Source organism: Laedolimicola intestinihominis, from assembly GCF_040096155.1.
Lineage (GTDB): Bacteria > Bacillota > Clostridia > Lachnospirales > Lachnospiraceae > Laedolimicola > Laedolimicola intestinihominis.
The window spans coordinates 32,195-54,491 of record NZ_JBBMFE010000017.1 but is presented as its reverse complement, the minus strand read 5'-3'; the positions used below and the strand labels follow the sequence as shown (position 1 = coordinate 54,491).

The window sequence follows — 22,297 nt, the reverse complement described above, 5'->3', positions numbered from 1 at the left end:
AACGAAAATAATTATGTAGTAAAAAATGGAAAGCCGGGGAATTACCATGAAAATCATCAACTTTCTTCTCCGCGCCGTGTTTGGCGCTATCGGTATTCAGGTTATCAACGCTATCCTTCTATCCCAGAATGTTTCCGTTTTTGTGGGGTTAAATCCATTGACCATTTGTACGGCAGGAACCCTTGGAATCAGCGGGATTGGGCTGCTTTACGGAATCGCGGCCTTCGGAATTTTGTGAACCATTTACAATAGACAAACAGAAGAGCACGGGCTATACTTTAGCTACCGTCAGAGATGGCGGTTCGATCGATCAGAATTCTTACAAAAGACCGGCAGAACGTGAGCCGGTACTGTCTTGGTTTGTGTCAGACCATAATTCCTGAGTGGACAAGGGGTGGAAGGAGGACAAGGAGACATATTGCGTGAAAAAGGGGAAAACGAGAGAAAGAGGCCTGAGCCATTCCTTATGGCGGCGGTATTTCTGGGATTGGAGCTGTGGCTCAGTATGATGACCGGGCTGTTGCTGTGCTCAGGGATGTAGACGATGAGAGGAAGGCAGATGGCGGTCTGCAGCAGGGAAAGGGAGTATGTGCAGCGGTTTACGGAGTATGTGAACCGACGCCCGGCTTCATTGCTGGCAGTCCATGGGTTTACCGACAGCGGGGAGCTTTCCGCATATACGAAAGAACATCCGGTGGATCTGTTGCTTCTGTCAGAGGAGATAGCGGCGGAGCTGCCAAAGAAAAAAGAATATGGAACTGTCATTCTGTTATCGGGGGAAGAGTATCAGACCGGGCCCCAGACAGAATATCCGAGAATCTACAAGTACCAGTCCTGTCCGCAGATCTTAAGGCAGGCCATGGATTTCTATGCGGAACAGGCAGCGGTGGTTCCGGGCGTCATGCTTCGTACAGAAGGGATGAAGCGAATTGCCGTTTATTCGCCCGTGGGGAGAACCGGTAAGACGGGATTTGCCCTGGCTCTGGGGAAGGAGATTGCGAAGAAGAGACGGACGCTGTACCTGAATCTGGAGGAATATTCGGGATTTGCGGAATTGTATCCTGTGGATGGGGGCTGGACTTTATCGGAGCTTCTGTATTTTCTGAAACAGGGAAAGTCAGCCTTTGGTTGGAAGCTGGAGGGGATGATTCGTTCCATGGGGGAAATGGATTATATACCGCCCTTACGTTCTCCTGTGGAATATGAAACTGTGAAACGGGAGGACTGGAAGCAGCTTTTGGAACTGCTTGAAAAGGAGAGCCGCTATGAGGTGGTGATTCTGGATTTAAGTGAAGCCGTGGACGGCTGGTATGAACTGCTGGATGCGTGCAGCGGGATCTATACGCCTGTGGAGCCGGATGAGACCGCGAAGGCGAAAATGAAGCAGTATGAAGAGACGTTGAAGCTGCTTGAGCTGGAGCAGATACTGGAACGGACGCAGAAGCTTGAGCTGTCCGCCTATGACGGACTGGAATTACTGGTGAAGTCCGAAGGAAAAAGGTGGTGCGAGCCGTGAAGAGAAACAGGGAGGAACTGACCCGGGAGCTTCGAGGTCGTGTGCAGGGACGTCTGGATCTGTCGCGGGAACTGTCAGACGGGGAAGTACAGGCGCTGATTGACGAAGAGATTATGCAGAAGAGCCGGGAAGGGTATCTGATGCTGGAAGAGAGGCTGCGGCTGCAAAAAGAACTGTTTAACTCCATGCGGCGTCTGGACATGCTTCAGGAACTGATTGAAGATCCGGAAGTGACAGAGATTATGGTAAATGGACCGGAAAATATCTTTGTGGAGCGTGGCGGAAGGCTGACCCGGTGGGAAAAAAGTTTTTCATCCAAAGAAAAGCTGGAAGACGTGGTACAGCAGATTGTGAGCTTCTGCAACCGGAGCGTATCCAAGGCAAGTCCCATTGCGGACGCCCGATTGGCAGATGGATCCCGTGTCAATATTGTGCTGGATCCGGTGGCGCTGAACGGTCCGGTGATAACGATCCGCCGTTTTCCGAAAGAACCGGTACGGATGCGGCAGCTTCTGGAATGGGGCTCCATCAGTGAGGAAGCCGCAGCATTTTTGCGGAAGGTAGTAAAAGCCGGGTATAACATCTTTGTAAGCGGCGGAACCGGGTCCGGAAAAACCACCGTGTTGAATGCTCTGTCAGAGTTTATCCCGGCAGATGAGCGGATTATTACGATAGAGGATAATGCGGAATTACAGCTTGACCGGGTGGAGAATCTGGTGATACTGGAGGCCAGAAATGCCAATCTAGAGGGTGAACGTGAGATTACCATCCGGGATTTGATCAAAACATCCTTACGAATGCGCCCCGATCGGATCATCGTCGGTGAGATCCGCGGGGCAGAGGCTATCGATATGCTGCAGGCCATGAATACGGGGCATGACGGTTCCTTAAGCACCGGACATGCCAACAGTCCGACGGATATGTTGTCTAGGCTGGAGACCATGGTGCTGATGGGAATGGATCTGCCGCTTACGGCAGTACGGCGTCAGATTGCGTCAGGAGTGGACCTGATCGTGCATCTGGGGCGTCTCAGGGACGGCAGTCGAAAGGTGTTGGAAATTGTGGAGCTTACCGGAATGGAGCAGGGAGAGATCTGCCTGCGATCTCTGTTTCACTTTGAGGAGGAGCCGGGGCACGAAAAAGCAGAAAAGGTGGCGGGACAACTCAGGCGTACAGAAGAACTTTTGCATACGGAGAAGCTTCGGGCAGCGGGAATAAGAGAAGAATAGGAGAAAACAGATGGATTACCGCAGATATTATTTTCGCAGAGAAGAATATATTCGCTATGGACTGGAAGCGGCGGGGCTTAGCATGGTGATTGCGTTCTGCTTCTATAATTCTCCGGTGGCGCTGATTTTGGGAATTCCGGTAGCTTTCTGGTATTTTCGGGAGAAGAGGAAAAAGCTGTCGGAGCGGAGAAAGGCGGCCTTAAAGCTTCAGTTTAAGGACGCGGTGCAGGGAATGGCGGCGGCTCTGGCAGCAGGATATTCTGTAGAAAATGCAGTTCGGGAAACCGGGCGGGATCTGCGAATGATTTATGAGGAAAATGCGGATATGGTGCAGGAGCTGGCAGCTATGCAGCGGCGGATAGATTCAAATCAGACGCTGGAGGAAGCCATGCGGGATTTCGCGGAGCGAAGCGGAATTCCGGAAGCAGAAACCTTTGCGGAAATCTTTACGATGGGGAAGCGAAGTGGTGGCGATCTTATCGAAATTATGGAAGATACGGCCAGAACCATAGCGCAGACAGTGGAAACAGAACGGGCGATTGCGGCGACATTGGCGTCCAGGCGCTACGAGCAGAAGATTATGAATGGAATTCCCTTTGTGATTGTGTTGTACCTGCGGATAGGATGTCCGGGATTTATGGATCCGGTGTATGGAAATATCGTTGGAGTATGCGTGATGACAGGCTGCCTGCTTCTGTATCTGGGCGCCTGGTATCTGGGAAGGAGAATGCTGGAAATCGAGGTGTAGCATGAAGCTGTTAGAAAAGCTTAACCGAAGGCTGCTTGGAAAAGCCGGAAATGGGTATCCCGGAAAAGAAAACGTGGCGGAAAATTTTCGGATATTACATGCGGAGAAAAATGTAGAGGGCAGATTGGAGGCGTTTTATGGAGAGAAGCTGAAGCTTCTTATACTGATTTTGGGAGCCGGCGCAGTTCTGACGGCGGCGTTCTGGGTAAATGAACGCAGCAGTATGCTTATGGAAGAAGGACACTTTCTTCCGCGTAAGGAAAAAACGTATACCCGGGAAATCTGGGCAGTACCCGATAAGGAATCCGGAAAAGACAGGGAAGCCATTGTGGTAGAGGTAGAACCCCAGGGGCTGACAAAAGAGCAGGTGAAGGAACTGCTGGCGGAAGAAACAGCCCGCATGGAAAACTATATTATCGGAGCGAACAGTTCCCTGCAGGAGGTGCGGACGGATTTGAATCTGATTCGGGAAATCGAAGGTACGCCAGTCACCGTGGACTGGGAGCTGGACTCCTATGAAGTGCTGAATCTGGACGGGAGTATCCGCAAGGAGAAGGTAACAGAGGAGGGTACGATTGTAAGCTTAAGAGGCCGCCTGCGATGCGAAGATCAGGAAAGCATCTACGAGGCAAATGTTCGGGTACTCCCTGAGATACTGAGCCCGGCCCGGCAGTGGACGGAGGTACTCTCTCAGACGATTCAGAGCTTTCAGGAGAAGAGCCGTCTGGAGAATCGGAAAGAGTTGCCGGAAAATGTGGATGGAATAAATCTGAACTGGAAGGAAAAGAAAAGCTCCTCCGTGGCAGTAATTCCCATTCTGACAGTGATCAGTCTGATTCTGGTATATACGGCGAAGGATCAGGAGCTTAAAAAGCTGGTGCAGGAACGGGAACTGGAGCTTCGCCGGGATTACGCACAGGTGGTGAGTAAGCTGGTGTTGCTCCTGGGAGCCGGAAGCGCACTCCGGATGGCCTGGGAGACGATGGTGGCAGATTATCAAAAAAAACGGGAAGCGGGAGGACCGCGGCGGTATGTGTATGAGGAAATGGCGCTGGCCTGCCGGGAGATGCAGAATGGCGTTTCGGAAGGAAGGGCGTACGAGAATTTCGGACTTCGTTGTCGGCTGCCCTGTTACCTGAAGCTGGCCGCACTGCTGGAACAAAATTTGAAGAAAGGAAACAGAGGGTTAAGCGGTCTGTTAAGAGAAGAGGTGGCAGAAGCCTTTGAACAGCGGAAAGAGCTGGCGCGTGAGCAGGGTGAAAAGGCGGCCACCAGGTTACTTTTTCCCATGGTGTTGACGCTGGCGGTGGTGATGCTTCTTGTGCTTGTGCCTGCGGGAATGTCGATGCAGATGTAAAAGGAGGAAAGTAAAATGATGAGATTAAAACAGGGATGGAAAAATCTGTGGGAGGATCAGAGAGGAATCGGAACGGTGGAAATGATATTGATTCTGGTGGTTTTGATTGCGCTGGTACTGATTTTTAAGAGTAAGCTGACTTCCCTGGTAAATGAGATTTTTGACAAGATCACAAAACAAAGCCGTCTGGTATAAAAAGAGATGAAAAAACGGGGAGAAATTACCGTTTTTCTGAGTCTGATGCTGTCCGTACTGCTGTTTTTCTTTCAGGCTCTGTTTCAGTCTGCGGAAAATGCCCTGTTTCGAAGCCAGATGGAGGAGGCGCTGGAACTCAGTGAGTATTCAGTGCTTTCGGAATATCACAGGGAGCTTTGGAAGAGGTATGAACTGTTTTATCTGGATCTGAGCTATGGGGGCGGAGCGGAGAAGACGGAGTATCTGGAGCAGCGGGCAGAGGAATTCCTGAATCTGAATTTGAAGCCGGGAAAGGTGAAGGCTCTTGAAACCTGGGATTATGCAAGGGCCACTGATGGACGCGGAGAGGCGTATTATGAGCAGGCGGTGTCTGTAATGAAGGCAAAGAGGGGAGCATCTATTCTGGAAAGCTTTCAGGAGTATGCGGAATACGTACGGCAGGCTGCCGAGCAGGAGGAAAACTACCGGGAAGCGGATGACAGGGAAAGCAGGAATCTGGAAGAACTCAGCCGACGCCGGGAAGAAGAGGAAGAGGAAGGTACGCCAAATCCGGCGGAGCAGACAGAACGGTTAAAGGGGGGAAGTATCCTGCATCTGATTCTTAAAGATCCGGGAAGCGTATCCGGGAAACGCGCGGAGCTGGCCGGGGTTCCATCAGACCGGACGCTGCTTACGGGCTCCGGTGCAAGAGGAAAAAACGCATATGGAGTCTTGAATGACGCCTGGTTTCTGGCGTATCTGCTGGAACATTTTGGAAATGCGGCAGCTTGCCTTACAGGAGAAAAGGAGGGTGGGCCGTGGCTTGATTATCAGCTGGAATATCTTATTGCAGGCCGGGATTCGGATATTGCCAATCTGGAAGCGGTATGTGGAAGGTTATTGGCTATCCGGGAAGGAATGAACTATGCGTATCTGCTTACAGATTCCGCAAAGGTGGCGGAATGTACCGCTATGGCTACGCTGCTGGTAGGAGCGACACTGATACCGGGGCTGGTAGAGGCGGTAAAGCAGATGCTGCTTCTGACGTGGGCTTTTGCGGAAAGTGTTCTGGATCTGAGACTGTTGCTGAACGGAAAGCGGGTAGCATTCCGGAAAGATGCATCGACCTGGAAAATATCTCTGAGTAACGCATTGGAGCTGGGTGATTTATCCGGAATGGACGATAACGAGGATGCGGACGGACTGCTGTACCGGGATTATCTTGGAATCTTACTGACGTTGACCGGGCGGGAAAAGAAAAGTATGCGAAGTCTCGATGTGATCGAGGGCGCGGTGCGGGAAGCATCCGGCGGTCAGTGGTTTTATGTGGATCAGTGTATTGACTCCTTTCGGCTGCGGACCATATGCATGAAAGGGCAGGAGTATACGGCAGAGCGCCAATTTTGCTATGAATGGTAACAGAGGGAAAAGGGAGGTGTACCGGGATGTTCTTTCGTACAGAGATATGTCTGATTAAATTCAAAGCTCTCCAGGCAGTGGACGACGGTGGAACTGTTATTCTTGTAAATTCTGACAAATCTGTTTCTTACTCTGAGCGCGGAAGAACATCCCGGTGCATCTTCCGGAATAAGGGCAGCATGACCGTGGAAGCGGCTCTGGTTTTTCCGATTTTTCTGCTGGCTGTGACGGCGTTTCTTTATCTTCTGGTTCTGACGCAGCTGAAGATAGAGACGGGAGGAAGTCTGACGGATGCGGGAAAGGATTTGGCAGTGCTGGCGGAATATTCGGACACAGCCGGAGGCATGGGATCGACTGCAGCGGTTATACTATATGGAAAACAGGAGGTAAAGGCAGCTCTCTCCGGGAAAGTGGCGGCTGCTGTCTTAAAGGACGGAGCGGATGGACTATCTCTGCTTGGAAGCAGTTGGGATCCGGAAAAGTCCCTGATTACTCTGGAAATCTCCGGACAGGCTGTATTCCCGCCGGGAATTTCATGGTTTCATCCGGTTCGGATTCGGCAGAAACGGGTAGTACGGGGCTGGACAGGCTTTGGCGGACGGGAACGGTCGTCGAATAGTGAGAAAGAAGAAGTGGTATATGTAACGGATTACGGGACTGTCTACCATCGGGAACTGAGCTGCCGCTATCTGAAGCTGTCTATCCGACAGAGCGGACTTTCGGAAGTGGCGGATCTGAGAAATGAATCCGGCGGAAAGTATTATCCCTGTGAAAAATGCTGGAAGGAAGGAGCGGATCCTGTGTTTCTGACAGACGACGGCACGCGGTATCATCAGAGCCTGAACTGTTCGGCGATGGTACGCGGAATTCATACAATTCCGCGTTCAGAAACGATGCTGCCGCCCTGTTCCGTATGCGGAGGTTAAAAAATGTGGAAGGAATATTATGTGGCGATGCTGTTGCTGGTGAACGGTATATGGGACTTTAAGCGGCGGGAAGTCTGTATCCCGGTGATCCTGCTTTCAATGGTTGTGGGACTGGCAGTAAATGTTCGATTTCGGGAGCTGTCTGCGGTTGAAATACTGGGTGGACTGGGAATAGGAGTCGTGATGGTGATCCTGTCTTTTCTTACGAAGGGAGCCATCGGGATGGGAGACGGCTGGCTTTTGTGCGCCACAGGCGTGTTCCTTGGCGCGTCGGGGAATTTTGAACTGTTACTGACAGGAGCGCTAATCTGTGCGGCAGCGCTTGGAATCGGACTGCTTCTGGGTAAGGTACATTGGAAAGATTCGTTTCCGTTTGCGCCGTTTCTGTGTCTGGCGCAGTTCTGGAGGATGTTTCTATGAGTGCAGGGTGGAAAAGAGGAAGTTTTACGGTGGAAGCCTCGATTCTGATGCCGTTTTTGATGTGGATTATTTTCGTGATGCTGTGCCTGGGGCTGTTCTGGCATGATCGGAGTGTACTTTCTGCCTGCGCCTCGGAACTGGCAGGCAAAGGAGCGGCGCGGAAATATGAAACGGAAGCACATCTGGAAAGCTGGCTTTCCACAGAGGCGTCCGCTCTTGTAGAGGATCGTCTTTATCTTCTGAAGGTAACTGACATAACGGTGAAGGTGACGGCTGAACAGGTAACCGTGGCTTATGCGGGAAGCAGTCCGGTTCTGGGCGGACTGCAAACGAAGGAGCAGGAAAAATCCGGACGGAAAAATCCGGTCAACCTTCTTCGAAAAACCAGACTTTTAAAGGAACTGGCAGGAAAGGTGTGAAGAAATGGAGGTTAGTTACAGAAGGGAACTGGATCACAATTATCTGGTTCTGGAAGAAAAGGAATTTCAGGAGAATTATCAGGTAAATATGCTTCTGAAAAATCGGATTCCGGGGTTTCTGGAGTGCCGGATGACCAGGGTTGACAAAAAAGCGTTTTTTTACTATGAGATTACATCCAGACAGAATCTGAGACTGGTGCTGGAACGGAAGCGATTGAGCCTTACGGAGATGATAAGACTGCTGGAGGGGCTTGAGCAGGCGGCGCAGACCTGCGAGGAATATCTGCTGGATGGAGAACGGATTTTGCTGCAGCCGGATTTTATCTATCTGGATCCGGATGAATGGAAGATTTGGGTATGTTTTTATCCTTTTGAGAAGCAAGAGCTGGGTAGTCAGCTTTTGGGGTTGGCAGAGTATCTGCTGGATCATCTGGACCGGCAGGATTCCGGCGCAGTAACGCTTGGATATGAGTTTTACCGAATGGCAGGAGAGGAGAACCCTTCGATTCGCAAGCTTTTGGAAGAGTGGGGGAACGCGGAAGCAGGCGGTGCTCGGAGTGTGAGTGCGGAGGCGGCGGGAAATCAGGAAAATGAAGAAGGAAAATCGGTATTTTCCTATGAAAAATTCGGAGCCGATGGGACGGCAGACAGCTCCGGTGCCTGGGAGGGAGCGCGGGAAAACCGTCTGGCGGAAAACTTCCCGGAGTGGGTGGACGCTTCATCCGGTGGAACAGCCTGCCTTGCAGGCGTCCGGGAACCGGGACTCTTTCTACGAAGCGAGAGCGCAGCTTATCCGGATCTCCGCGTCGGTAAAGAGAGCTTTATGATAGGCAAGAAAAAAGACGCCGTGGACGGCTGGCTGAAAGCCCGTGGTATCTCCCGCATCCATGCCAAAATCTCCCGGGAAGAGGACTGCTACTATCTGACTGACTTAAATTCCACTAATGGCACCTTTCTGAACGGAGGCCGCCTGGGCGTTAACGAAAAAGCCCGTCTGCGACCGGGCGATTCCGTAGGATTCGCGGATATCCGGTATGTGGTGGAAGGGTAAAAGAAGCTTGTAAATAATACATAAATCCGCTATACTGAAGGGGCAGAAAGGCGGTGGAAAGAGTGGAAGAAATGAGTGATAAAGAATTGGTCACTGTTACGATTGACAGATATACGAGTTTACAGCGTATCAAAAAAGCGAATGGAGAAACTGTAAACGAGGAATTGGATTATCAAATCAAAACACTGATGGCCATGCTTGCTTCTATGGGAGTAAACGTAGAAGATTTGACTCTGTAGAATACAGAGGGAAAGACACATGAATCATACAAAAGATAAAAGAATAGAAAAGATAAAATTATGAGGATGCTGCAGATAACAAAAGTTATGCAGCATCCTCGAGTTTTTTAAAACCGGTATCCGAACTTATACCAGCTCTTTTACGATCGCCAGCAGCTTCTTCACATCCTCGATGCGGGTGTTGCCGGTAGCCTTGTCGATGATAGAGGAGTATACGTGCGGAATCACCTTCTCTACGCCGGCGTTCAGAACGATCTCCATGATCTCGCGGAAGTTATCCAGGTCGATACCGCCGGTCGGCTCCATGATGAAGTGGTTTCTTGCACAAGCCTCAGCTACAGCCTTCATCTCATCCTTGCACTTCAGTCCGCCCATGGGGAAGTACTTGATGGAGTTTCCGCCCATCTCCTTGATCATGGCGATAGCGGTATCTACCGGAACGATAGCCGGCTCTGCACACTCCTTGGACAGCGGGCCTGTGGAAATCTTCACGTAGCCAACCTTGCCACAGGGAGCGCACATGGAGTTCAGATGAATCTCATCAGTTCCCAGGTTCGCTCTAGTCCAGCCTACAGCGCAGAACGCCTGGTTGAAGTGGTTTGCCTTTACTTCCTTTGCGATCTCAGCTACTGCTCTCCACTGCGCCGGGTTTCCGCCGCCCAGACCTACGGAAAGGTTGCCCTCCAGCACGTCCATGTACTTCTTCATATCTTCTACTGCGCTCGGTACATCCGGATAATTTGCGGACAGAACGCCTACAGCCACATACTTCTCAGCTGCCTCGTAGATCTCCTTTGCGTTCTCCAGGCTGCCGCCCAGCACGTTTAAGCATACTCTGCCATTATAATAATTTAATCCCATTTTTATGCCTCCATAATCTCTTTTAATTTTGCAACGATCAGTTCCTTATCGCCCTCAACCAACGGTCTCGGGTCAAAATCCAGGCTTCCCAGACTCATAAATTCCGTACGGCAGCGGATAGTCGGCGTACCGGCCTTCAGCTTGCCCTCCAGTTCTGTGGCGGTCATGCCGGCCTTCTCCGGGTCAACGAATACACGCGCACGGAAAATCGCCCGTCCGGCCTCGTCCTGAATCTTCTGTGCCTTCAGGTTCGGGATCTGGTTGATCTCGTCCACCAGCCAGTCCACAATCTTGACATTCTTTTCTACTTCAGCTTTTTTGTCCTTGTTCTCATACTGCTCCAGAGCTGCCAGCAGTCCCATGATGGCCTCTTTTCCCACCTTCATGGCACGTCCTACACCGTGATACTGCTTCTTAATATAGGAAATGAGCTCTTTCTTACCGGTGACAAAGCCGGATGTAGTTGCTTCCAGAGCCTTGGCACCGCTGTAGCATACCAGGTCGGCGCCCATGGCGATGTACTTGCGGAAATCCTCTTCTGCAGCCGCGTCTACCAGCAGCGGCAGATTGTGACGATGGGCAATGTCGATCATGGTCGGCAGATCCAGCATACCCTTCTGTACGCAGTGATGGCTCTTTACATAGAGCAGCGCAACCGTCTTCTCATTGATTAACTCTTCCACATCTTCTACGACTACTTCCGTCGCGCAGCCTGCCTCCACGGGCACGCCGCCGCCCAGACGCAGCATGGTCTCGATGGGCGCGTTAAAATTGATGACATGACCCTTCTGAAGAATAATCTCATTGGCCAGTCCGGTGGAATCCGGCAGACGATCCATGATTGTCTTCTTTCCCTTGGAAATCATTCCTGCTACAGAAAGGGCAATTGCCGCAGACGCGCATACGGTTGGGCAGCTGTCCTCGCCGCCGGTATACTGAGAGATAATCTCTCCGGCCTTATCCATCAAATCTTCTACTACTACATAGGACTGTCCGCCCGCTACGGCTGCCTTGGCCACCTTGTCGCTGATGGTGGATACGCCCAGCACCGTCACGCGGCCACTGGCGTTGACGACCCGCGGAAGTCCGATTTCTTCATAAACTGTCATTCTGTCTCCTTGTGATAGGTTTCTATCAATAAATCATGAATAAAGAGGAAAATGCCGCTCAATCAGTTTTATGATCTTGCGGCACCTCCTTGAACTATATTGGAAAGTAATTGTATCTGTAAGTTATTGTACCGACAGGTATCGGCCGCCGTTTAGAAGATTCCCAGTAGGGATGTGATAACGGAGATGACAACAACGGACAGAAGAATCTTGGTGTAATGAGGTCCCTTTTTGCGCAGGTAAGCATAGATAATGAATACAGCTGCAAGAGGAAGCAGACCCGGAGCTACCATATCCAGGACATCCTGAACTACGACAGTGCTTCCACCGGAGAAGCTGAAGCTCAGCGGTGTGGACAGAGTAACGTAGCTTGCGGACAGCGCGCCCATCATGGTCAGACCGATAACATTTGCGGTAAAGATGATATTCTTCATACGTCCGCCGTGAAGCAGAGATACGATGGATTTCTTACCAAGTGTGTATCCCTGATGAATCAGGTAGTAGGAAATGAGAATCGTGATCAGCGGGTACAGAATCAGCGGCATAATTCCACCGAACGCAGAACCGTTGGATGCGAACGGAAGGAAGATGGAGAAGATAATCGGCATAACCGCTGCCCAGATAATAGCATCACCCATACCTGCAACAGGTCCCATCAGACCTGTCTTAATACCGGTGATAGCGTCATCTGTGATATTCTCACCGTTGGCCTTCTGCTCCTCCATGGAGATTACAATACCCTGGATAATAGCACCGAGGATACCCTCTGTGTTGAAGAATACCAGATGTCTCTTCAGAGCAGCACTCAGCTCTTCGTCAGTGTCATACAGTTTCTTCAGAACCGGGGTCATGGATGCACAGAAGACAAGGCTCTGAAGACGCTCGTAGGAGTTGGAGAGCTCTGCACCGGCATAGTAGATCCACATGGACTTGGTAATATCTTTTTTCGTCAGTTTCTTAGCGGGAACTGCGGGAGTTTCCTGAGTCATCTTTGTCTCTTCCATGGTAATTAAGCCTCCTCCTCTTTCATTTTGAACAGACCCATCAGCAGAGCTGCGCAGGTTGCGAAGATAGCAACTGCCATGGTTCCAAGGTTAAGATACATAACGGCGAAGAAACCGATAAGGAAGAACGGAATCAGATTCTTCTTTCCGATAACAGTCAGTGTGATAGCGAAACCAAGTGCCGGCAGGATACCGCCCATGATTTCGAAAGAGTGAGACAGCCAGGTCGGCAGAATCTCGATAAGCTTCTGAGCTACGGATACTCCGAAGTAATCAATGATGAATACGATCGGGAAACGGATGATGAAGCCTGCGATGGACGGATACAGGAATGCTGCACGCATAATTCCTTTTGTATCAGCCTTCTCTGCGTAGCTGTCAGCCATATGTACCCAGAAAGCGTTGGTGGTTCTTCTCAGCTGGTCAACGAATACGCCGAGAACGCCGAACGGGATAGCCAGAGCAATTGCAGTCTCAGTATTCATTCCGGCAGCCACGCCAAGCGGGATGGCGATACAGCCAGCCAGAGCCGGGTCGCTCGGTACATTTCCACCCGGGGTAGAAGTAACGCCCAGGTATACAAGCTGAAGACCGGCGCCGATCATCATGGACTGTGCCATTTCTCCGGTGATTAATCCAACAAATACAGCGATGGTAACGGGCTGCAGCAAAGCGGAGGACAGGGTATAGCCCAGACGCAGACGGCAGAACCAGTAGTAACAGCCCATAAAAATTGCTATTCCTAAAACACTCATAATTACACTCCTTCGTATGTGATTGAAACGTTAAAAAGTTATTTGTAACGCTTTAAGATATCGTCAAGCTTCATCGGAGTATCCTCCGGAATGGTCTGGAAGATAATGTCAGCTCCCTTGCCCTTCAGGTACTCCAGGGTTTCCACATCCGGATCGTCCAGTGTGATATTCTGGAACACAACCTTGCGGTTCGGTGCGCCGCCCAGGCCGCCGACCTGAATCTGCGGAACGGTAACACCGCCGTCATAGACCTGTTTCATGGATTTGAGATCCGGAAGCAGCAGCAGAACCTTTCCGGCGCCGAACTGATCTTCGTTCCAATGCTTGATGGTATCCTCAATACCGTAGCACTCTACCTTAACTCCTGCGGGAGCGGAAAGCAGATAAATCTGAAGCATGAATTCATCAGCTGCCAGTTCGTCGCTTACGACAACGATTTTGTTGGCGGAAGACTGATTAACCCATTTTGTCATAACCTGTCCGTGAATCAGACGGCTGTCTATTCTGCATAATACAATGTCTGCCATAATTATCTCTCCTTTTTCAGTGATTGTTCTACTTCTTCAATAACATCTTTTACGGCATCTTTTCCAGACTGCAGTACTGCGTCACAGTTTACTGTGCCGGTAAAAGTGATTTGTGAGCACGCTTCCAGAAGCATGGGGGCATTCAGACCGGAATATACTTTGATATGAAAATCGCGGCCCAGCTTAGCGCCCACATTGGTGGTCGTTCCGCCGAATACATCGGTGAGAATGATGGAGCCTTCCGGCAGTTTTTCCACTTCTGCTTTGACCTTTCCTAGGTACTCGGGAAGTGTCATTTCGGGAAGCAGGGGAACTTCGCTTACGAAGTCTACAGCGCCGAGAATCATCCGGACACCCTTTACCAGTGACATGCCCCAACCACCATGCGTCAGCAGTAAAATCTGAGGTTTGTTATCCACTTTCGTAACTCCTTTACTTAGTATTACAAGTGTGAAATGGCCATTTCTGTATTGCAGTTGAATTGTAGCACACTACAAAACGAAATTCAATATAGTAGTAAAACTTTGTATAAATTGACGAACAATGTAGTTTACTACAAAAAAATGGAAAATGGATCCAGAAGGAAATATAAAAGGGGAATACAGGAATACTTTGAAAAAATGCGGTGTTTATGATATGCTAAAAAGAAAATGTGTTTTTTTGAAAAATGAAGGAGCAGAGAAAGGATGAAAGAGCGGAAAAACGGGCTTTTTTCCGTCATGTCGCGGATTGAGGGAATGTCAAACCAGTTTACAAAAACAGACTGGAAAATCGTTCAATATATGAAGGAAAACATGCAGGAATTTGTCTCCTGCAGCGCTCAGGATCTGGCGACCCAGATTGGAGTGTCTGACGCCAGTGTTATACGATTTGCACAAAAAGTGGGATTTTCGGGATTGAATGAATTTCGCTACATTTTGCAAAGCGAGCTGGAGCGGGAGAACACAATTATCAATCAGAATTCCTATACATCCCTGATGCATGATTACAATACCCTGACGGAGACGCTTTTTAAATTTACGAAGCCAGAGTATGTGGACTTGCTGCGGAAAAAAATGCTGAAGGCCAGACGGATTTTTATCGCCGGAATGGATCTGAATAAAAATATTGCCGAGATGGCGGGACATAAATTTATGCTTCTTGGGCTGGATGTGAGGGTGATTACCACCTATGATACGCTGAAGCTGTTCGCAAATCTGGCGACGAAGGACGATCTGTTTATCGTTATTACCCTGTCGGGCGCTCACCAGATGCTGGCGGACGCGCTGGGACGAATCGTGCAGAACGAAAGTTATATTGTAGTGATTTCCAATTACGAGAGATCCTTGTGTTCGGCTTACGCGGATCTGACCTTCTTGATTCCGAAGACGAATCTGTTGGAAAACCACGATACGATTACACGGGAAATATATATCCTGATGCTGTTTGATATTATTTTCCTGAATCTGCTGGAGGAGGATGAGAAGTCCCATGAGGCCTTTCAGAAGATTGCGCCGTTTTCCAGCTGGAATCAGAAGGACAATGATTAAGAAATACAAGGATTAAAATAAAGAAAGAAAAGAGATATAACATGATATTTGAGAGTCATGCTCATTATGACGATGAGGCCTTTGACGCGGACCGGGAAGCGATTCTGGAGCAGTGTCAGAGGGATGGAATCGAATATATTGTAAATGTGAGCGCGAGCCTGAAGACGGTGAAGAGCACCCTTAAGCTGGCGGAGCGGTATCCGTTCATGTACGCGGCGGTGGGCGTTCACCCGGACGAGGTGGGCGAGCTGAATGACGAGAATTTTGCCTGGATGGCGGAGCAGTGCCGGAATCCGAAGACGGTGGCGGTGGGCGAGATTGGCCTGGATTATTACTGGGACAAGGAGAATCATGAGCTGCAGAAGAAATGGTTCCGGGCGCAGATGGAGCTTGCGAAGGAGACAGGCCTTCCCATGATCGTACACAGCCGGGAGGCGGCTGCGGATACGCTGGAGGAGATTCAGAAAGCGCAGGATGAGCGGCTTCGCGGCGTGATTCACTGCTTTTCTTATTCGCCGGAGATGGCCGAAGAGTATCTGAAGATGGGATATTATATCGGCGTCGGCGGCGTGGTGACATTTAAGAACGCGAAGAAGCTGAAAGAGGTGGTGAAAATGCTGCCCCTTGACCGGATTCTTTTGGAGACAGACTGTCCGTATCTGGCGCCGGAGCCCAACCGGGGTAAGCGGAATTCGTCGCTGAACCTACCCTATGTGGCGGCGGCCATCGGGGAACTGAAGGGCGTGGACGCGGACGAAGTAGTTCGGGTAACAAATCAGAACGCGAAGAAAATGTATTTTGAAGGCAGGATTTAAAATACAGATAGAAAATACAATAAAAGCTGATAAAAATCGACTTTGTGAAACAGTTTATTTGAGGAGAATCATATGAGCAGACCTGTTCCCACATTGGGAAACCCAAAGAATACCATCGAAATTTTAAATAAATACAAATTCGTATTTCAGAAAAAGTTCGGTCAGAACTTTCTGATCGACGAGCATGTGCTGAGCAAAATCATTCGCTCCGCGGAGATTACCGAGGATGATTTCGTTGTGGAGATCGGCCCGGGCATCGGTACTCTGACCCAGTATCTGGCGGCGTCCGCGCGGGAGGTGGCGGCCATCGAGATTGACGATGCGTTGATTCCGATTTTGAAGGATACCCTGAGTGCTTACGATAATGTGACAGTTATCCATGAGGACGTGCTGAAGGTAGACTTATGTAAGCTTGCGGAGGAGAAGAATGGTGGAAAACCCATCAAGGTGGTGGCAAATCTGCCCTATTATATTACGACGCCGATTATCATGGGCTTATTTGAAAATCATGTGCCGGTGGAGAGTATCACCATCATGGTGCAGAAAGAGGTAGCGGATCGGATGAAGACCGGCCCGGGCTCCAAGGATTATGGCGCGTTGTCCCTGGCCGTACAGTATTACGCGAAGCCGGAGCTGGTAGCCAATGTACCACCCAACTGCTTTATGCCAAGACCCCGGGTGGGCTCGGCGGTAATCCGTCTGACCCGTCATACGGAGGTTCCGGTGGAGGCGGAGGACGAGAAGCTGATGTTCCAGATTATCCGCGCCTCCTTCAACCAGCGCAGAAAGACCCTGGTCAATGGCCTCGGTAATGCGCCGGAGCTGCATATCCCGAAGGAAATGACCACAGAGGTATTGGAGGAGATGGGCTTAAGTGCCAGCGTGCGCGGCGAGGCGCTGACATTGGCACAGTTCGCGGAGCTGTCCAACCGCATTCTGGAAAAGAGAAAGAACGCATAGAAGAAAAATGATAAAGATAGAAGCATAGAACCGCTGATTTTCAGGCATGAATCTCCCGGGACAGGCATAGAATATTCTAGCAAACGGTAGAAAAGACTACTTTTCACAAGGAAAAAGGGAGGGATTCTATGTCTGACTATAAGCGGTTTGTCTCCTATATCTACGGATATAAGCAGGGCGAAAAGGGCGAGAGTACAGGCTTTGTGAAGGTAAATGCCAGAGGCGGGGAGTGCCGGATCTGGGTGCATGTGCGGGGATTCTACACCCATCATCAGGAGCCCTATCGGGTCTACGCCTTCAAGCAGAAGAAGGAAGGACTGGAGGGCCAGTATCTGGGCGAGCTGGAAAGCCGCAACGGTGCCCTGGAATGGGACGGTGTGACGAAGACGGACAGCCTGATGGGCGGCTTCAGCCTGGAGGAGAGCCGTGGCATCTACATAGAAGGCGGCAATCGGATCTATGCCGCAGAGTGGGATGATTATCCGGTGGATGTGGAGCGGTTTGTGGCGGCGGGAGAGAAAAAGAAGATCGCGCCGCCTGTCAAAAAGGAAAAGACTACAGGAGCTTTGGAAAATAAAGCGGAACGGGTGATTCCCTGGCAGCAGGCGAAGCCGGATATCAAAATCGTAGTTCAGAACAGGGACAATACGCCTGCCACTTCGCTGGCGGTTGATCTCCAGACCGAGCTGGACCGCCGCGCGACGGCCCTCTATGCGGCAGATCTTCCGATGGACGCACCGGAGCCGGGGCTGGAATCAGAAAAATCGGAATCCAAAACCGAAAAAGCAGAGACATCGTCCGAGAAAACGGAAAATCCAGAAAGCTATAAAAGCCCGGAAAAGCAGCCTCCTGTCGACCCTAAGGAAGAACAATGGGAATATCTGGTGAATCATTTCCCGGTCATGCGCTATCAGGATCGAAACGGCGGCGTAATCTCCAGCATCCGCCTGGGCAGCCGGGACTTAAACCGCGTCCCCAGAGACAAGTGGGAGCTTGGCAACAACAGCTTTTTGCTCCACGGCTTCTATCAGTATAAGCATTTGTTGCTGCTGCGCCGTGAGACTGAGGACTATATCGGATACTACCTGGGGGTACCAGGCGTCTACAACGAACGTGAACAGATGCTGGCGTCCATGTTTGGTTTTGAAGAGTTCCGTCTGATGAAGGGTCAGGAGACCAGAGACGGCAGCTTCGGCTACTGGTGCCGGACCCTGCGGTGAGAAACGGTGAGTGAACCGGCATAGGGCAGTTTCGAGAAAATCAGATTTAGCGAAGGAGAGAAAACTGCATGACAGCAGATGAAAAATACATGAAAGAGGCCCTGCGGCAGGCGAAAAAGGCCGAGGCACTTCTGGAAGTGCCCATCGGCTGTGTCATCGTTCAGAACGATAAAATCATTGCCAGAGGCTATAATCGAAGAAATACAGACAAAAACACCTTATCCCATGCGGAGCTGAATGCCATCCGCAAGGCCAGCAAAAAGACCGGCGACTGGCGGCTGGAGGACTGCACCATGTACATCACCCTGGAGCCCTGCCAGATGTGCGCCGGGGCCATCGTCCAGGCCCGGATGGGCCGTGTAGTCATCGGAGCCATGAACCCGAAAGCAGGCTGCGCCGGTTCCATCCTGAACCTTCTGGAAATGTCCGAATTCAACCATCAGGTGAATGTGGAACGGGGCGTATTAGAGAAAGAATGCAGCACCATGCTCAGTGAATTTTTCAAAAAGCTCCGGAAACAGAAGAAGCAGGTTGACAAAGTCAAAGATTAAAGCTATACTGAAAAAGATCGTCTGATCGGCGATCCCAAATATGTCATAAAGCTTCCGCGCAGCCGGGGATTTAGCGGTTCCCTGTACCTGCAATCCGCTACAGCAGGGGTGATGTTCTGCCCCGGACTTTATGGACAGTATGCAGCCCTTTGCAAGCAGCATAGACGCTTGGGTCTTGCGCAACAGGAATCTGTGAATCGAGTCAGGTCAGGAATGGAGCAGCTCTAAGCAGAACCTCTTGTGTGCCGCGAGGTCGCCTGAGCCGAGCCGGCTACAGAGGTAACGGTACTGTTTTCAGGGTTCAAAGCAGAACGCGCGGATTTAAAAAATAAGAAGCAGACAAAGCAATCGTATCAAAGGATACGGTTGTTTTTTTGTGCTCAAAATCTTATTGATAAAATAAATTTGAAAAAACATAAAATTGGGTCTTGCAAAATACCCCATGGGGGTATATAATGAACGCGAAACAGGGAAAGAGTAAGGAGTGAGCAGATGGAAAAAGACATGGGAAAGAACACAGAAAGCATGCAGACAGAAAAAAAAGAATGCTGCTGTTGCAGCCACAAAACCAAAGAGCGTACCGAGAAAGAATACAAGGATCTCCTGAACCGCCTGAGCCGCATCGAGGGCCAGGTCCGGGGCATCCGCAAAATGGTGGAGACCGACTGTTACTGTACCGATATCCTGGTGCAGGTGTCTGCCGTCAACGCGGCCCTGAACAGCTTCAATAAAGTGCTGCTGGCCAACCATATCCGCACCTGCGTAGCCGAGGATATCCGGGAAGGTAAGGACGAGACCATAGACGAGCTGGTAACCGTATTGCAGAAGCTGATGCGGTAAGGAACAGACAAGATGGAAAAAAGTCTGTCCACCCATTTTCCGGAAAAGGCAGGAAAACGGCGGCAGAAAAGAGGAGGCATAGATTATGAAACAATACAACGTAACGGGTATGAGCTGTGCAGCCTGCAGCGCCCGCGTGGAAAAAGCGGTGAATAAAGTACCGGGCGTCACAGCCTGCTCGGTCAGCCTTTTGACCAACTCCATGGGAGTAGAAGGTACTGCGGAGCCGTCCGTCATTATCGCGGCGGTGGAGGCAGCCGGATACGGCGCTTCGGAAAAAGGCGCGGAGAACAGCGGCGCGAAAGTGTCCGCCGCAGCCGACGATGATTTCCTGAAGGACACCGAGACCCCGAAGATTCGAAGAAGACTGATCGCGTCGCTGATCTTTCTGGCGCCGCTGATGTACCTGTCCATGGGCCATATGATGTGGGGCTGGCCGGTACCCGGCTTTATGGAGGGCAATCACGTGGCCATGGGACTGGCCCAGCTTCTTCTGACCGTTATCGTCATGGTGATTAATCAGAAGTTCTTTATCAGCGGCTTCAAGGGCCTGCTTCACGGCGCGCCCAATATGGACACTCTGGTAGCATTGGGCTCCGGCGCGTCTTTCGGCTACAGCACCTATGCGCTGTTCGCCATGACCGTAGCCCAGGTCCATATGGATATGGACGCTGTCATGGCCTACATGCATGAGTTCTATTTCGAGTCCGCGGCCATGATTCTGACCCTGATTACCGTGGGAAAGATGCTGGAGGCCCATTCCAAGGGCAAGACCACAGACGCCCTGAAGGGCCTGATGAAGCTGGCCCCGAAGACCGCGGTGCTGGTGCGGGACGGCGCGGAAGTGGAAGTCCCCATCGGCCAGGTACGAAAAGGCGATGTCTTTGTGGTAAGACCCGGTGAAAATATACCTGTGGACGGTATTGTCCTGGAGGGCAGCAGCGCAGTGAACGAATCCGCCCTGACCGGCGAGAGCATTCCGGTAGATAAAAATGTGGGCGACGCCGTATCCGCGGCGACCCTGAATCAGTCTGGCTTCATCCGCTGCGAGGCCACCCGTGTGGGCGAAGACACCACCCTATCCCAGATCATCCAGATGGTCAGTGACGCGGCAGCCACAAAAGCACCCATCGCGAAGATTGCGGACCGGGTATCCGGCGTCTTCGTACCGGCAGTTATCAGCATCGCGGCCGTGACCATTATCATCTGGCTGCTGGCAGGACAGAGCGTAGGCTTCGCGCTGGCACGAGGTATCTCCGTACTGGTTATCAGCTGTCCCTGTGCCCTGGGACTGGCGACACCCGTAGCCATCATGGTAGGAAATGGTATGGGCGCGAAAAACGGCATCATGTTTAAGACTGCCGCTTCTCTGGAAGCCACCGGCAAGACCCGGATTGTGGCATTAGATAAGACCGGAACCATCACCAGCGGCGAACCCAAGACCACCGACATCCTCCCGGCAGAGGGCGTCCAGGAGGCAGAGCTTCTGAAGCTGGCTTATACATTGGAGAAAAAGAGCGAGCATCCGCTGGCCCGGGCCATCCTGGAGACAGGCAAAGAACGCGGCGTGGACGATACCCTGGAAGTGGCAGACTTCCAGGCAGTACCGGGCGGCGGCCTGACCGGAAAACTGGACGGCACAGTTCTGACCGGCGGCAACCTGAAATATATCAGCGAGACCGCAGAGGTCTCCGACGCAGTCCGCAAGCAGTCAGAAAGATTGGCTGAGGACGGTAAGACCCCGCTGTTCTTCGCAAAAGACGGCAAGCTCATCGGCATCATTGCGGTAGCCGATGTCATCAAAGAGGACAGCCCCCAGGCAGTCCGTGAGCTGCAGGGCATGGGCATCCATGTAGTGATGCTGACCGGAGACAATGAGCGCACCGCCAAAGCCATTGGCCGTCAGGCCGGTGTGGATGAGGTCATCGCCGGAGTCCTGCCCGAGGGCAAGGAGAGTGTCATCCGGAATCTGAAGAAGAAGGGCAAAGTAGCCATGGTCGGCGACGGCATCAACGACGCCCCGGCCCTAACCCGCGCCGATATGGGCATCGCCATCGGAGCCGGTACGGATATCGCCATCGACGCCGCGGACGTAGTGTTGATGAAGAGCCGATTAAGCGACGTGCCCGCGGCCATCAGGCTCAGCCGTGCCACCTTACGGAACATCCACGAGAACCTGTTCTGGGCATTCTTCTACAATGTCATCGGAATTCCGCTGGCAGCAGGCGTGTGGATTCCGCTTTTCGGCTGGAAACTGAACCCCATGTTCGGCGCAGCGGCCATGAGCCTGTCCAGCTTCTGTGTAGTCACAAACGCCCTGCGTCTGAACCTGTTCAAGATGCATGACGCGAGTAAAGATAAAAAAATCAAGGCAAAGGCCGATCATAAGAAGGAGGAAACAACTATGACAAAGACCATGAAAATCGAAGGTATGATGTGCGGACACTGTGAGGCCACCGTAAAGAAGACCCTGGAAGCCATCGCAGGCGTAGAAGCAGCCGAGGTAAGCCACGAGGCCGGAACCGCGGTAGTTACACTGACCGCAGAGGTAGCCGACGACGTCCTGAAGAAGGCCGTCGAGGATAAAGACTACAAAGTAACCGACATCCAGTAAAACATTGATGTGAA

The 22,297-nt window shown here is 51.2% G+C and carries 25 protein-coding genes and 1 other RNA gene; 20 read left to right on the top strand and 6 right to left on the bottom strand.

What is annotated here, in order from left to right:
* Positions 1–46 precede the first annotated feature (46 nt).
* The 12 genes from WMO29_RS14755 to WMO29_RS14700 all read left to right on the top strand — a co-directional run bounded on the left by WMO29_RS14755 (position 47) and on the right by WMO29_RS14700 (position 9,498).
* Positions 47–238: a pro-sigmaK processing inhibitor BofA family protein gene (locus tag WMO29_RS14755; RefSeq protein ID WP_349165308.1), complete on the top strand. Its 192-nt coding sequence runs from the start codon at positions 47–49 to the stop codon at positions 236–238.
* Between the two features lie 306 nt (positions 239–544).
* On the top strand, positions 545–1,516 hold the full coding sequence (locus tag WMO29_RS14750; protein ID WP_349165307.1) for a P-loop NTPase family protein: 972 nt from the start codon (positions 545–547) through the stop codon (positions 1,514–1,516).
* On the top strand, positions 1,513–2,745 hold the full coding sequence (locus WMO29_RS14745; RefSeq protein ID WP_349165306.1) for a TadA family conjugal transfer-associated ATPase: 1,233 nt from the start codon (positions 1,513–1,515) through the stop codon (positions 2,743–2,745). The genes WMO29_RS14750 and WMO29_RS14745 overlap by 4 nt, the downstream gene beginning before the upstream one ends.
* 10 nt (positions 2,746–2,755) lie before the next feature.
* Entirely contained in the window at positions 2,756–3,493 is a 738-nt protein-coding gene (locus tag WMO29_RS14740) for a type II secretion system F family protein (RefSeq protein WP_349165304.1), read from the top strand.
* Position 3,494: 1 nt separating this feature from the next.
* Positions 3,495–4,850 carry a type II secretion system F family protein gene (locus WMO29_RS14735; protein WP_349165303.1) on the top strand — a complete coding sequence of 452 codons (1,356 nt, stop codon included), beginning with the start codon at positions 3,495–3,497 and terminating at the stop codon, positions 4,848–4,850.
* 18 nt (positions 4,851–4,868) lie between these two features.
* Positions 4,869–5,045 carry a Flp1 family type IVb pilin gene (locus WMO29_RS14730; protein ID WP_435391193.1) on the top strand — a complete coding sequence of 59 codons (177 nt, stop codon included), beginning with the start codon at positions 4,869–4,871 and terminating at the stop codon, positions 5,043–5,045.
* 6 nt (positions 5,046–5,051) lie between these two features.
* Positions 5,052–6,443: a DUF5702 domain-containing protein gene (locus WMO29_RS14725; protein ID WP_349165301.1), complete on the top strand. Its 1,392-nt coding sequence runs from the start codon at positions 5,052–5,054 to the stop codon at positions 6,441–6,443.
* A gap of 26 nt (positions 6,444–6,469) precedes the next feature.
* Positions 6,470–7,369 carry a hypothetical protein gene (locus WMO29_RS14720; protein ID WP_349165300.1) on the top strand — a complete coding sequence of 300 codons (900 nt, stop codon included), beginning with the start codon at positions 6,470–6,472 and terminating at the stop codon, positions 7,367–7,369.
* Positions 7,370–7,372: 3 nt separating this feature from the next.
* Complete coding sequence (locus WMO29_RS14715; protein ID WP_349165299.1) at positions 7,373–7,789, top strand: prepilin peptidase; 417 nt, start codon at positions 7,373–7,375, stop codon at positions 7,787–7,789.
* Positions 7,786–8,208, top strand: coding sequence for a TadE/TadG family type IV pilus assembly protein (locus tag WMO29_RS14710; protein ID WP_349165298.1), 423 nt, complete (start codon positions 7,786–7,788; stop codon positions 8,206–8,208). The genes WMO29_RS14715 and WMO29_RS14710 overlap by 4 nt, the downstream gene beginning before the upstream one ends.
* A gap of 4 nt (positions 8,209–8,212) precedes the next feature.
* A complete protein-coding gene (locus WMO29_RS14705; protein WP_349165297.1) occupies positions 8,213–9,259 on the top strand; it encodes a DUF6382 and FHA domain-containing protein in 1,047 nt (348 codons plus the stop codon).
* Positions 9,260–9,321: 62 nt separating this feature from the next.
* A complete protein-coding gene (locus WMO29_RS14700) occupies positions 9,322–9,498 on the top strand; it encodes a hypothetical protein (protein ID WP_349165328.1) in 177 nt (58 codons plus the stop codon).
* Between the two features lie 126 nt (positions 9,499–9,624).
* Here the strand turns inward: WMO29_RS14700 and dagF are convergent, their stop codons facing one another.
* The 6 genes from dagF to WMO29_RS14670 all read right to left on the bottom strand — a co-directional run bounded on the left by dagF (position 9,625) and on the right by WMO29_RS14670 (position 14,173).
* On the bottom strand, positions 9,625–10,359 hold the full coding sequence (dagF, locus tag WMO29_RS14695; protein WP_349164280.1) for a 2-dehydro-3-deoxy-phosphogluconate aldolase: 735 nt from the start codon (positions 10,357–10,359) through the stop codon (positions 9,625–9,627).
* A 2-nt stretch (positions 10,360–10,361) separates the two neighbouring features.
* On the bottom strand, positions 10,362–11,468 hold the full coding sequence (locus WMO29_RS14690; RefSeq protein ID WP_349165296.1) for a DgaE family pyridoxal phosphate-dependent ammonia lyase: 1,107 nt from the start codon (positions 11,466–11,468) through the stop codon (positions 10,362–10,364).
* 152 nt (positions 11,469–11,620) lie between these two features.
* Positions 11,621–12,472, bottom strand: coding sequence for a PTS system mannose/fructose/sorbose family transporter subunit IID (locus tag WMO29_RS14685; protein ID WP_349165295.1), 852 nt, complete (start codon positions 12,470–12,472; stop codon positions 11,621–11,623).
* A gap of 5 nt (positions 12,473–12,477) precedes the next feature.
* Positions 12,478–13,227: a PTS mannose/fructose/sorbose/N-acetylgalactosamine transporter subunit IIC gene (locus WMO29_RS14680; RefSeq protein WP_349165294.1), complete on the bottom strand. Its 750-nt coding sequence runs from the start codon at positions 13,225–13,227 to the stop codon at positions 12,478–12,480.
* 38 nt (positions 13,228–13,265) lie between these two features.
* On the bottom strand, positions 13,266–13,754 hold the full coding sequence (locus WMO29_RS14675; RefSeq protein ID WP_158363890.1) for a PTS sugar transporter subunit IIB: 489 nt from the start codon (positions 13,752–13,754) through the stop codon (positions 13,266–13,268).
* 2 nt (positions 13,755–13,756) lie between these two features.
* Positions 13,757–14,173 carry a PTS sugar transporter subunit IIA gene (locus tag WMO29_RS14670; RefSeq protein WP_262670820.1) on the bottom strand — a complete coding sequence of 139 codons (417 nt, stop codon included), beginning with the start codon at positions 14,171–14,173 and terminating at the stop codon, positions 13,757–13,759.
* Between the two features lie 267 nt (positions 14,174–14,440).
* Here WMO29_RS14670 and WMO29_RS14665 point away from each other — a divergent pair, with 267 nt between their 5' ends.
* The 8 genes from WMO29_RS14665 (at position 14,441) to WMO29_RS14630 (ending at position 22,283) form a co-directional block, all read left to right on the top strand.
* On the top strand, positions 14,441–15,283 hold the full coding sequence (locus WMO29_RS14665) for a MurR/RpiR family transcriptional regulator (protein ID WP_349165293.1): 843 nt from the start codon (positions 14,441–14,443) through the stop codon (positions 15,281–15,283).
* 41 nt (positions 15,284–15,324) lie between these two features.
* On the top strand, positions 15,325–16,098 hold the full coding sequence (locus WMO29_RS14660; RefSeq protein ID WP_349165292.1) for a TatD family hydrolase: 774 nt from the start codon (positions 15,325–15,327) through the stop codon (positions 16,096–16,098).
* A gap of 72 nt (positions 16,099–16,170) precedes the next feature.
* The gene (rsmA, locus tag WMO29_RS14655) at positions 16,171–17,058 is read left to right on the top strand and encodes a 16S rRNA (adenine(1518)-N(6)/adenine(1519)-N(6))-dimethyltransferase RsmA (RefSeq protein ID WP_349165291.1); all 888 of its coding nucleotides are present in this window, start codon (positions 16,171–16,173) and stop codon (positions 17,056–17,058) included.
* Positions 17,059–17,186: 128 nt separating this feature from the next.
* Positions 17,187–18,278, top strand: coding sequence for a DUF6128 domain-containing protein (locus WMO29_RS14650; RefSeq protein WP_178040129.1), 1,092 nt, complete (start codon positions 17,187–17,189; stop codon positions 18,276–18,278).
* A 68-nt stretch (positions 18,279–18,346) separates the two neighbouring features.
* Complete coding sequence (tadA, locus tag WMO29_RS14645; RefSeq protein WP_178040130.1) at positions 18,347–18,829, top strand: tRNA adenosine(34) deaminase TadA; 483 nt, start codon at positions 18,347–18,349, stop codon at positions 18,827–18,829.
* Between the two features lie 54 nt (positions 18,830–18,883).
* Positions 18,884–19,148: signal recognition particle sRNA large type (gene ffs / locus WMO29_RS14640), an RNA gene on the top strand.
* Positions 19,149–19,321: 173 nt separating this feature from the next.
* Positions 19,322–19,669, top strand: a complete 348-nt coding sequence (locus tag WMO29_RS14635) for a metal-sensing transcriptional repressor (protein ID WP_435391191.1) — start codon at positions 19,322–19,324, stop codon at positions 19,667–19,669.
* Between the two features lie 85 nt (positions 19,670–19,754).
* Positions 19,755–22,283: a heavy metal translocating P-type ATPase gene (locus WMO29_RS14630; protein ID WP_349165290.1), complete on the top strand. Its 2,529-nt coding sequence runs from the start codon at positions 19,755–19,757 to the stop codon at positions 22,281–22,283.
* The last annotated feature ends 14 nt before the right edge of the window (positions 22,284–22,297 follow it).

Excerpts from the sequence above, each read along its gene's own strand:
- WMO29_RS14755 (WP_349165308.1), top strand. The coding sequence starts at position 47 with ATGAAAATCATCAACTTTCTTCTCCGCGCCGTGTTTGGCGCTATCGGT.
- WMO29_RS14750 (WP_349165307.1), top strand. The coding sequence starts at position 545 with ATGAGAGGAAGGCAGATGGCGGTCTGCAGCAGGGAAAGGGAGTATGTG.
- WMO29_RS14740 (WP_349165304.1), top strand. The coding sequence starts at position 2,756 with ATGGATTACCGCAGATATTATTTTCGCAGAGAAGAATATATTCGCTAT.
- WMO29_RS14735 (WP_349165303.1), top strand. The coding sequence starts at position 3,495 with ATGAAGCTGTTAGAAAAGCTTAACCGAAGGCTGCTTGGAAAAGCCGGA.
- WMO29_RS14730 (WP_435391193.1), top strand. The coding sequence starts at position 4,869 with ATGAGATTAAAACAGGGATGGAAAAATCTGTGGGAGGATCAGAGAGGA.
- WMO29_RS14725 (WP_349165301.1), top strand. The coding sequence starts at position 5,052 with ATGAAAAAACGGGGAGAAATTACCGTTTTTCTGAGTCTGATGCTGTCC.
- WMO29_RS14720 (WP_349165300.1), top strand. The coding sequence starts at position 6,470 with ATGTTCTTTCGTACAGAGATATGTCTGATTAAATTCAAAGCTCTCCAG.
- WMO29_RS14715 (WP_349165299.1), top strand. The coding sequence starts at position 7,373 with ATGTGGAAGGAATATTATGTGGCGATGCTGTTGCTGGTGAACGGTATA.
- WMO29_RS14710 (WP_349165298.1), top strand. The coding sequence starts at position 7,786 with ATGAGTGCAGGGTGGAAAAGAGGAAGTTTTACGGTGGAAGCCTCGATT.
- WMO29_RS14705 (WP_349165297.1), top strand. The coding sequence starts at position 8,213 with ATGGAGGTTAGTTACAGAAGGGAACTGGATCACAATTATCTGGTTCTG.
- dagF (WP_349164280.1), bottom strand. The coding sequence starts at position 10,359 with ATGGGATTAAATTATTATAATGGCAGAGTATGCTTAAACGTGCTGGGC.
- WMO29_RS14690 (WP_349165296.1), bottom strand. The coding sequence starts at position 11,468 with ATGACAGTTTATGAAGAAATCGGACTTCCGCGGGTCGTCAACGCCAGT.
- WMO29_RS14685 (WP_349165295.1), bottom strand. The coding sequence starts at position 12,472 with ATGGAAGAGACAAAGATGACTCAGGAAACTCCCGCAGTTCCCGCTAAG.
- WMO29_RS14680 (WP_349165294.1), bottom strand. The coding sequence starts at position 13,227 with ATGAGTGTTTTAGGAATAGCAATTTTTATGGGCTGTTACTACTGGTTC.
- WMO29_RS14675 (WP_158363890.1), bottom strand. The coding sequence starts at position 13,754 with ATGGCAGACATTGTATTATGCAGAATAGACAGCCGTCTGATTCACGGA.
- WMO29_RS14665 (WP_349165293.1), top strand. The coding sequence starts at position 14,441 with ATGAAAGAGCGGAAAAACGGGCTTTTTTCCGTCATGTCGCGGATTGAG.
- WMO29_RS14660 (WP_349165292.1), top strand. The coding sequence starts at position 15,325 with ATGATATTTGAGAGTCATGCTCATTATGACGATGAGGCCTTTGACGCG.
- rsmA (WP_349165291.1), top strand. The coding sequence starts at position 16,171 with ATGAGCAGACCTGTTCCCACATTGGGAAACCCAAAGAATACCATCGAA.
- WMO29_RS14650 (WP_178040129.1), top strand. The coding sequence starts at position 17,187 with ATGTCTGACTATAAGCGGTTTGTCTCCTATATCTACGGATATAAGCAG.
- tadA (WP_178040130.1), top strand. The coding sequence starts at position 18,347 with ATGACAGCAGATGAAAAATACATGAAAGAGGCCCTGCGGCAGGCGAAA.
- WMO29_RS14635 (WP_435391191.1), top strand. The coding sequence starts at position 19,322 with ATGGAAAAAGACATGGGAAAGAACACAGAAAGCATGCAGACAGAAAAA.
- WMO29_RS14630 (WP_349165290.1), top strand. The coding sequence starts at position 19,755 with ATGAAACAATACAACGTAACGGGTATGAGCTGTGCAGCCTGCAGCGCC.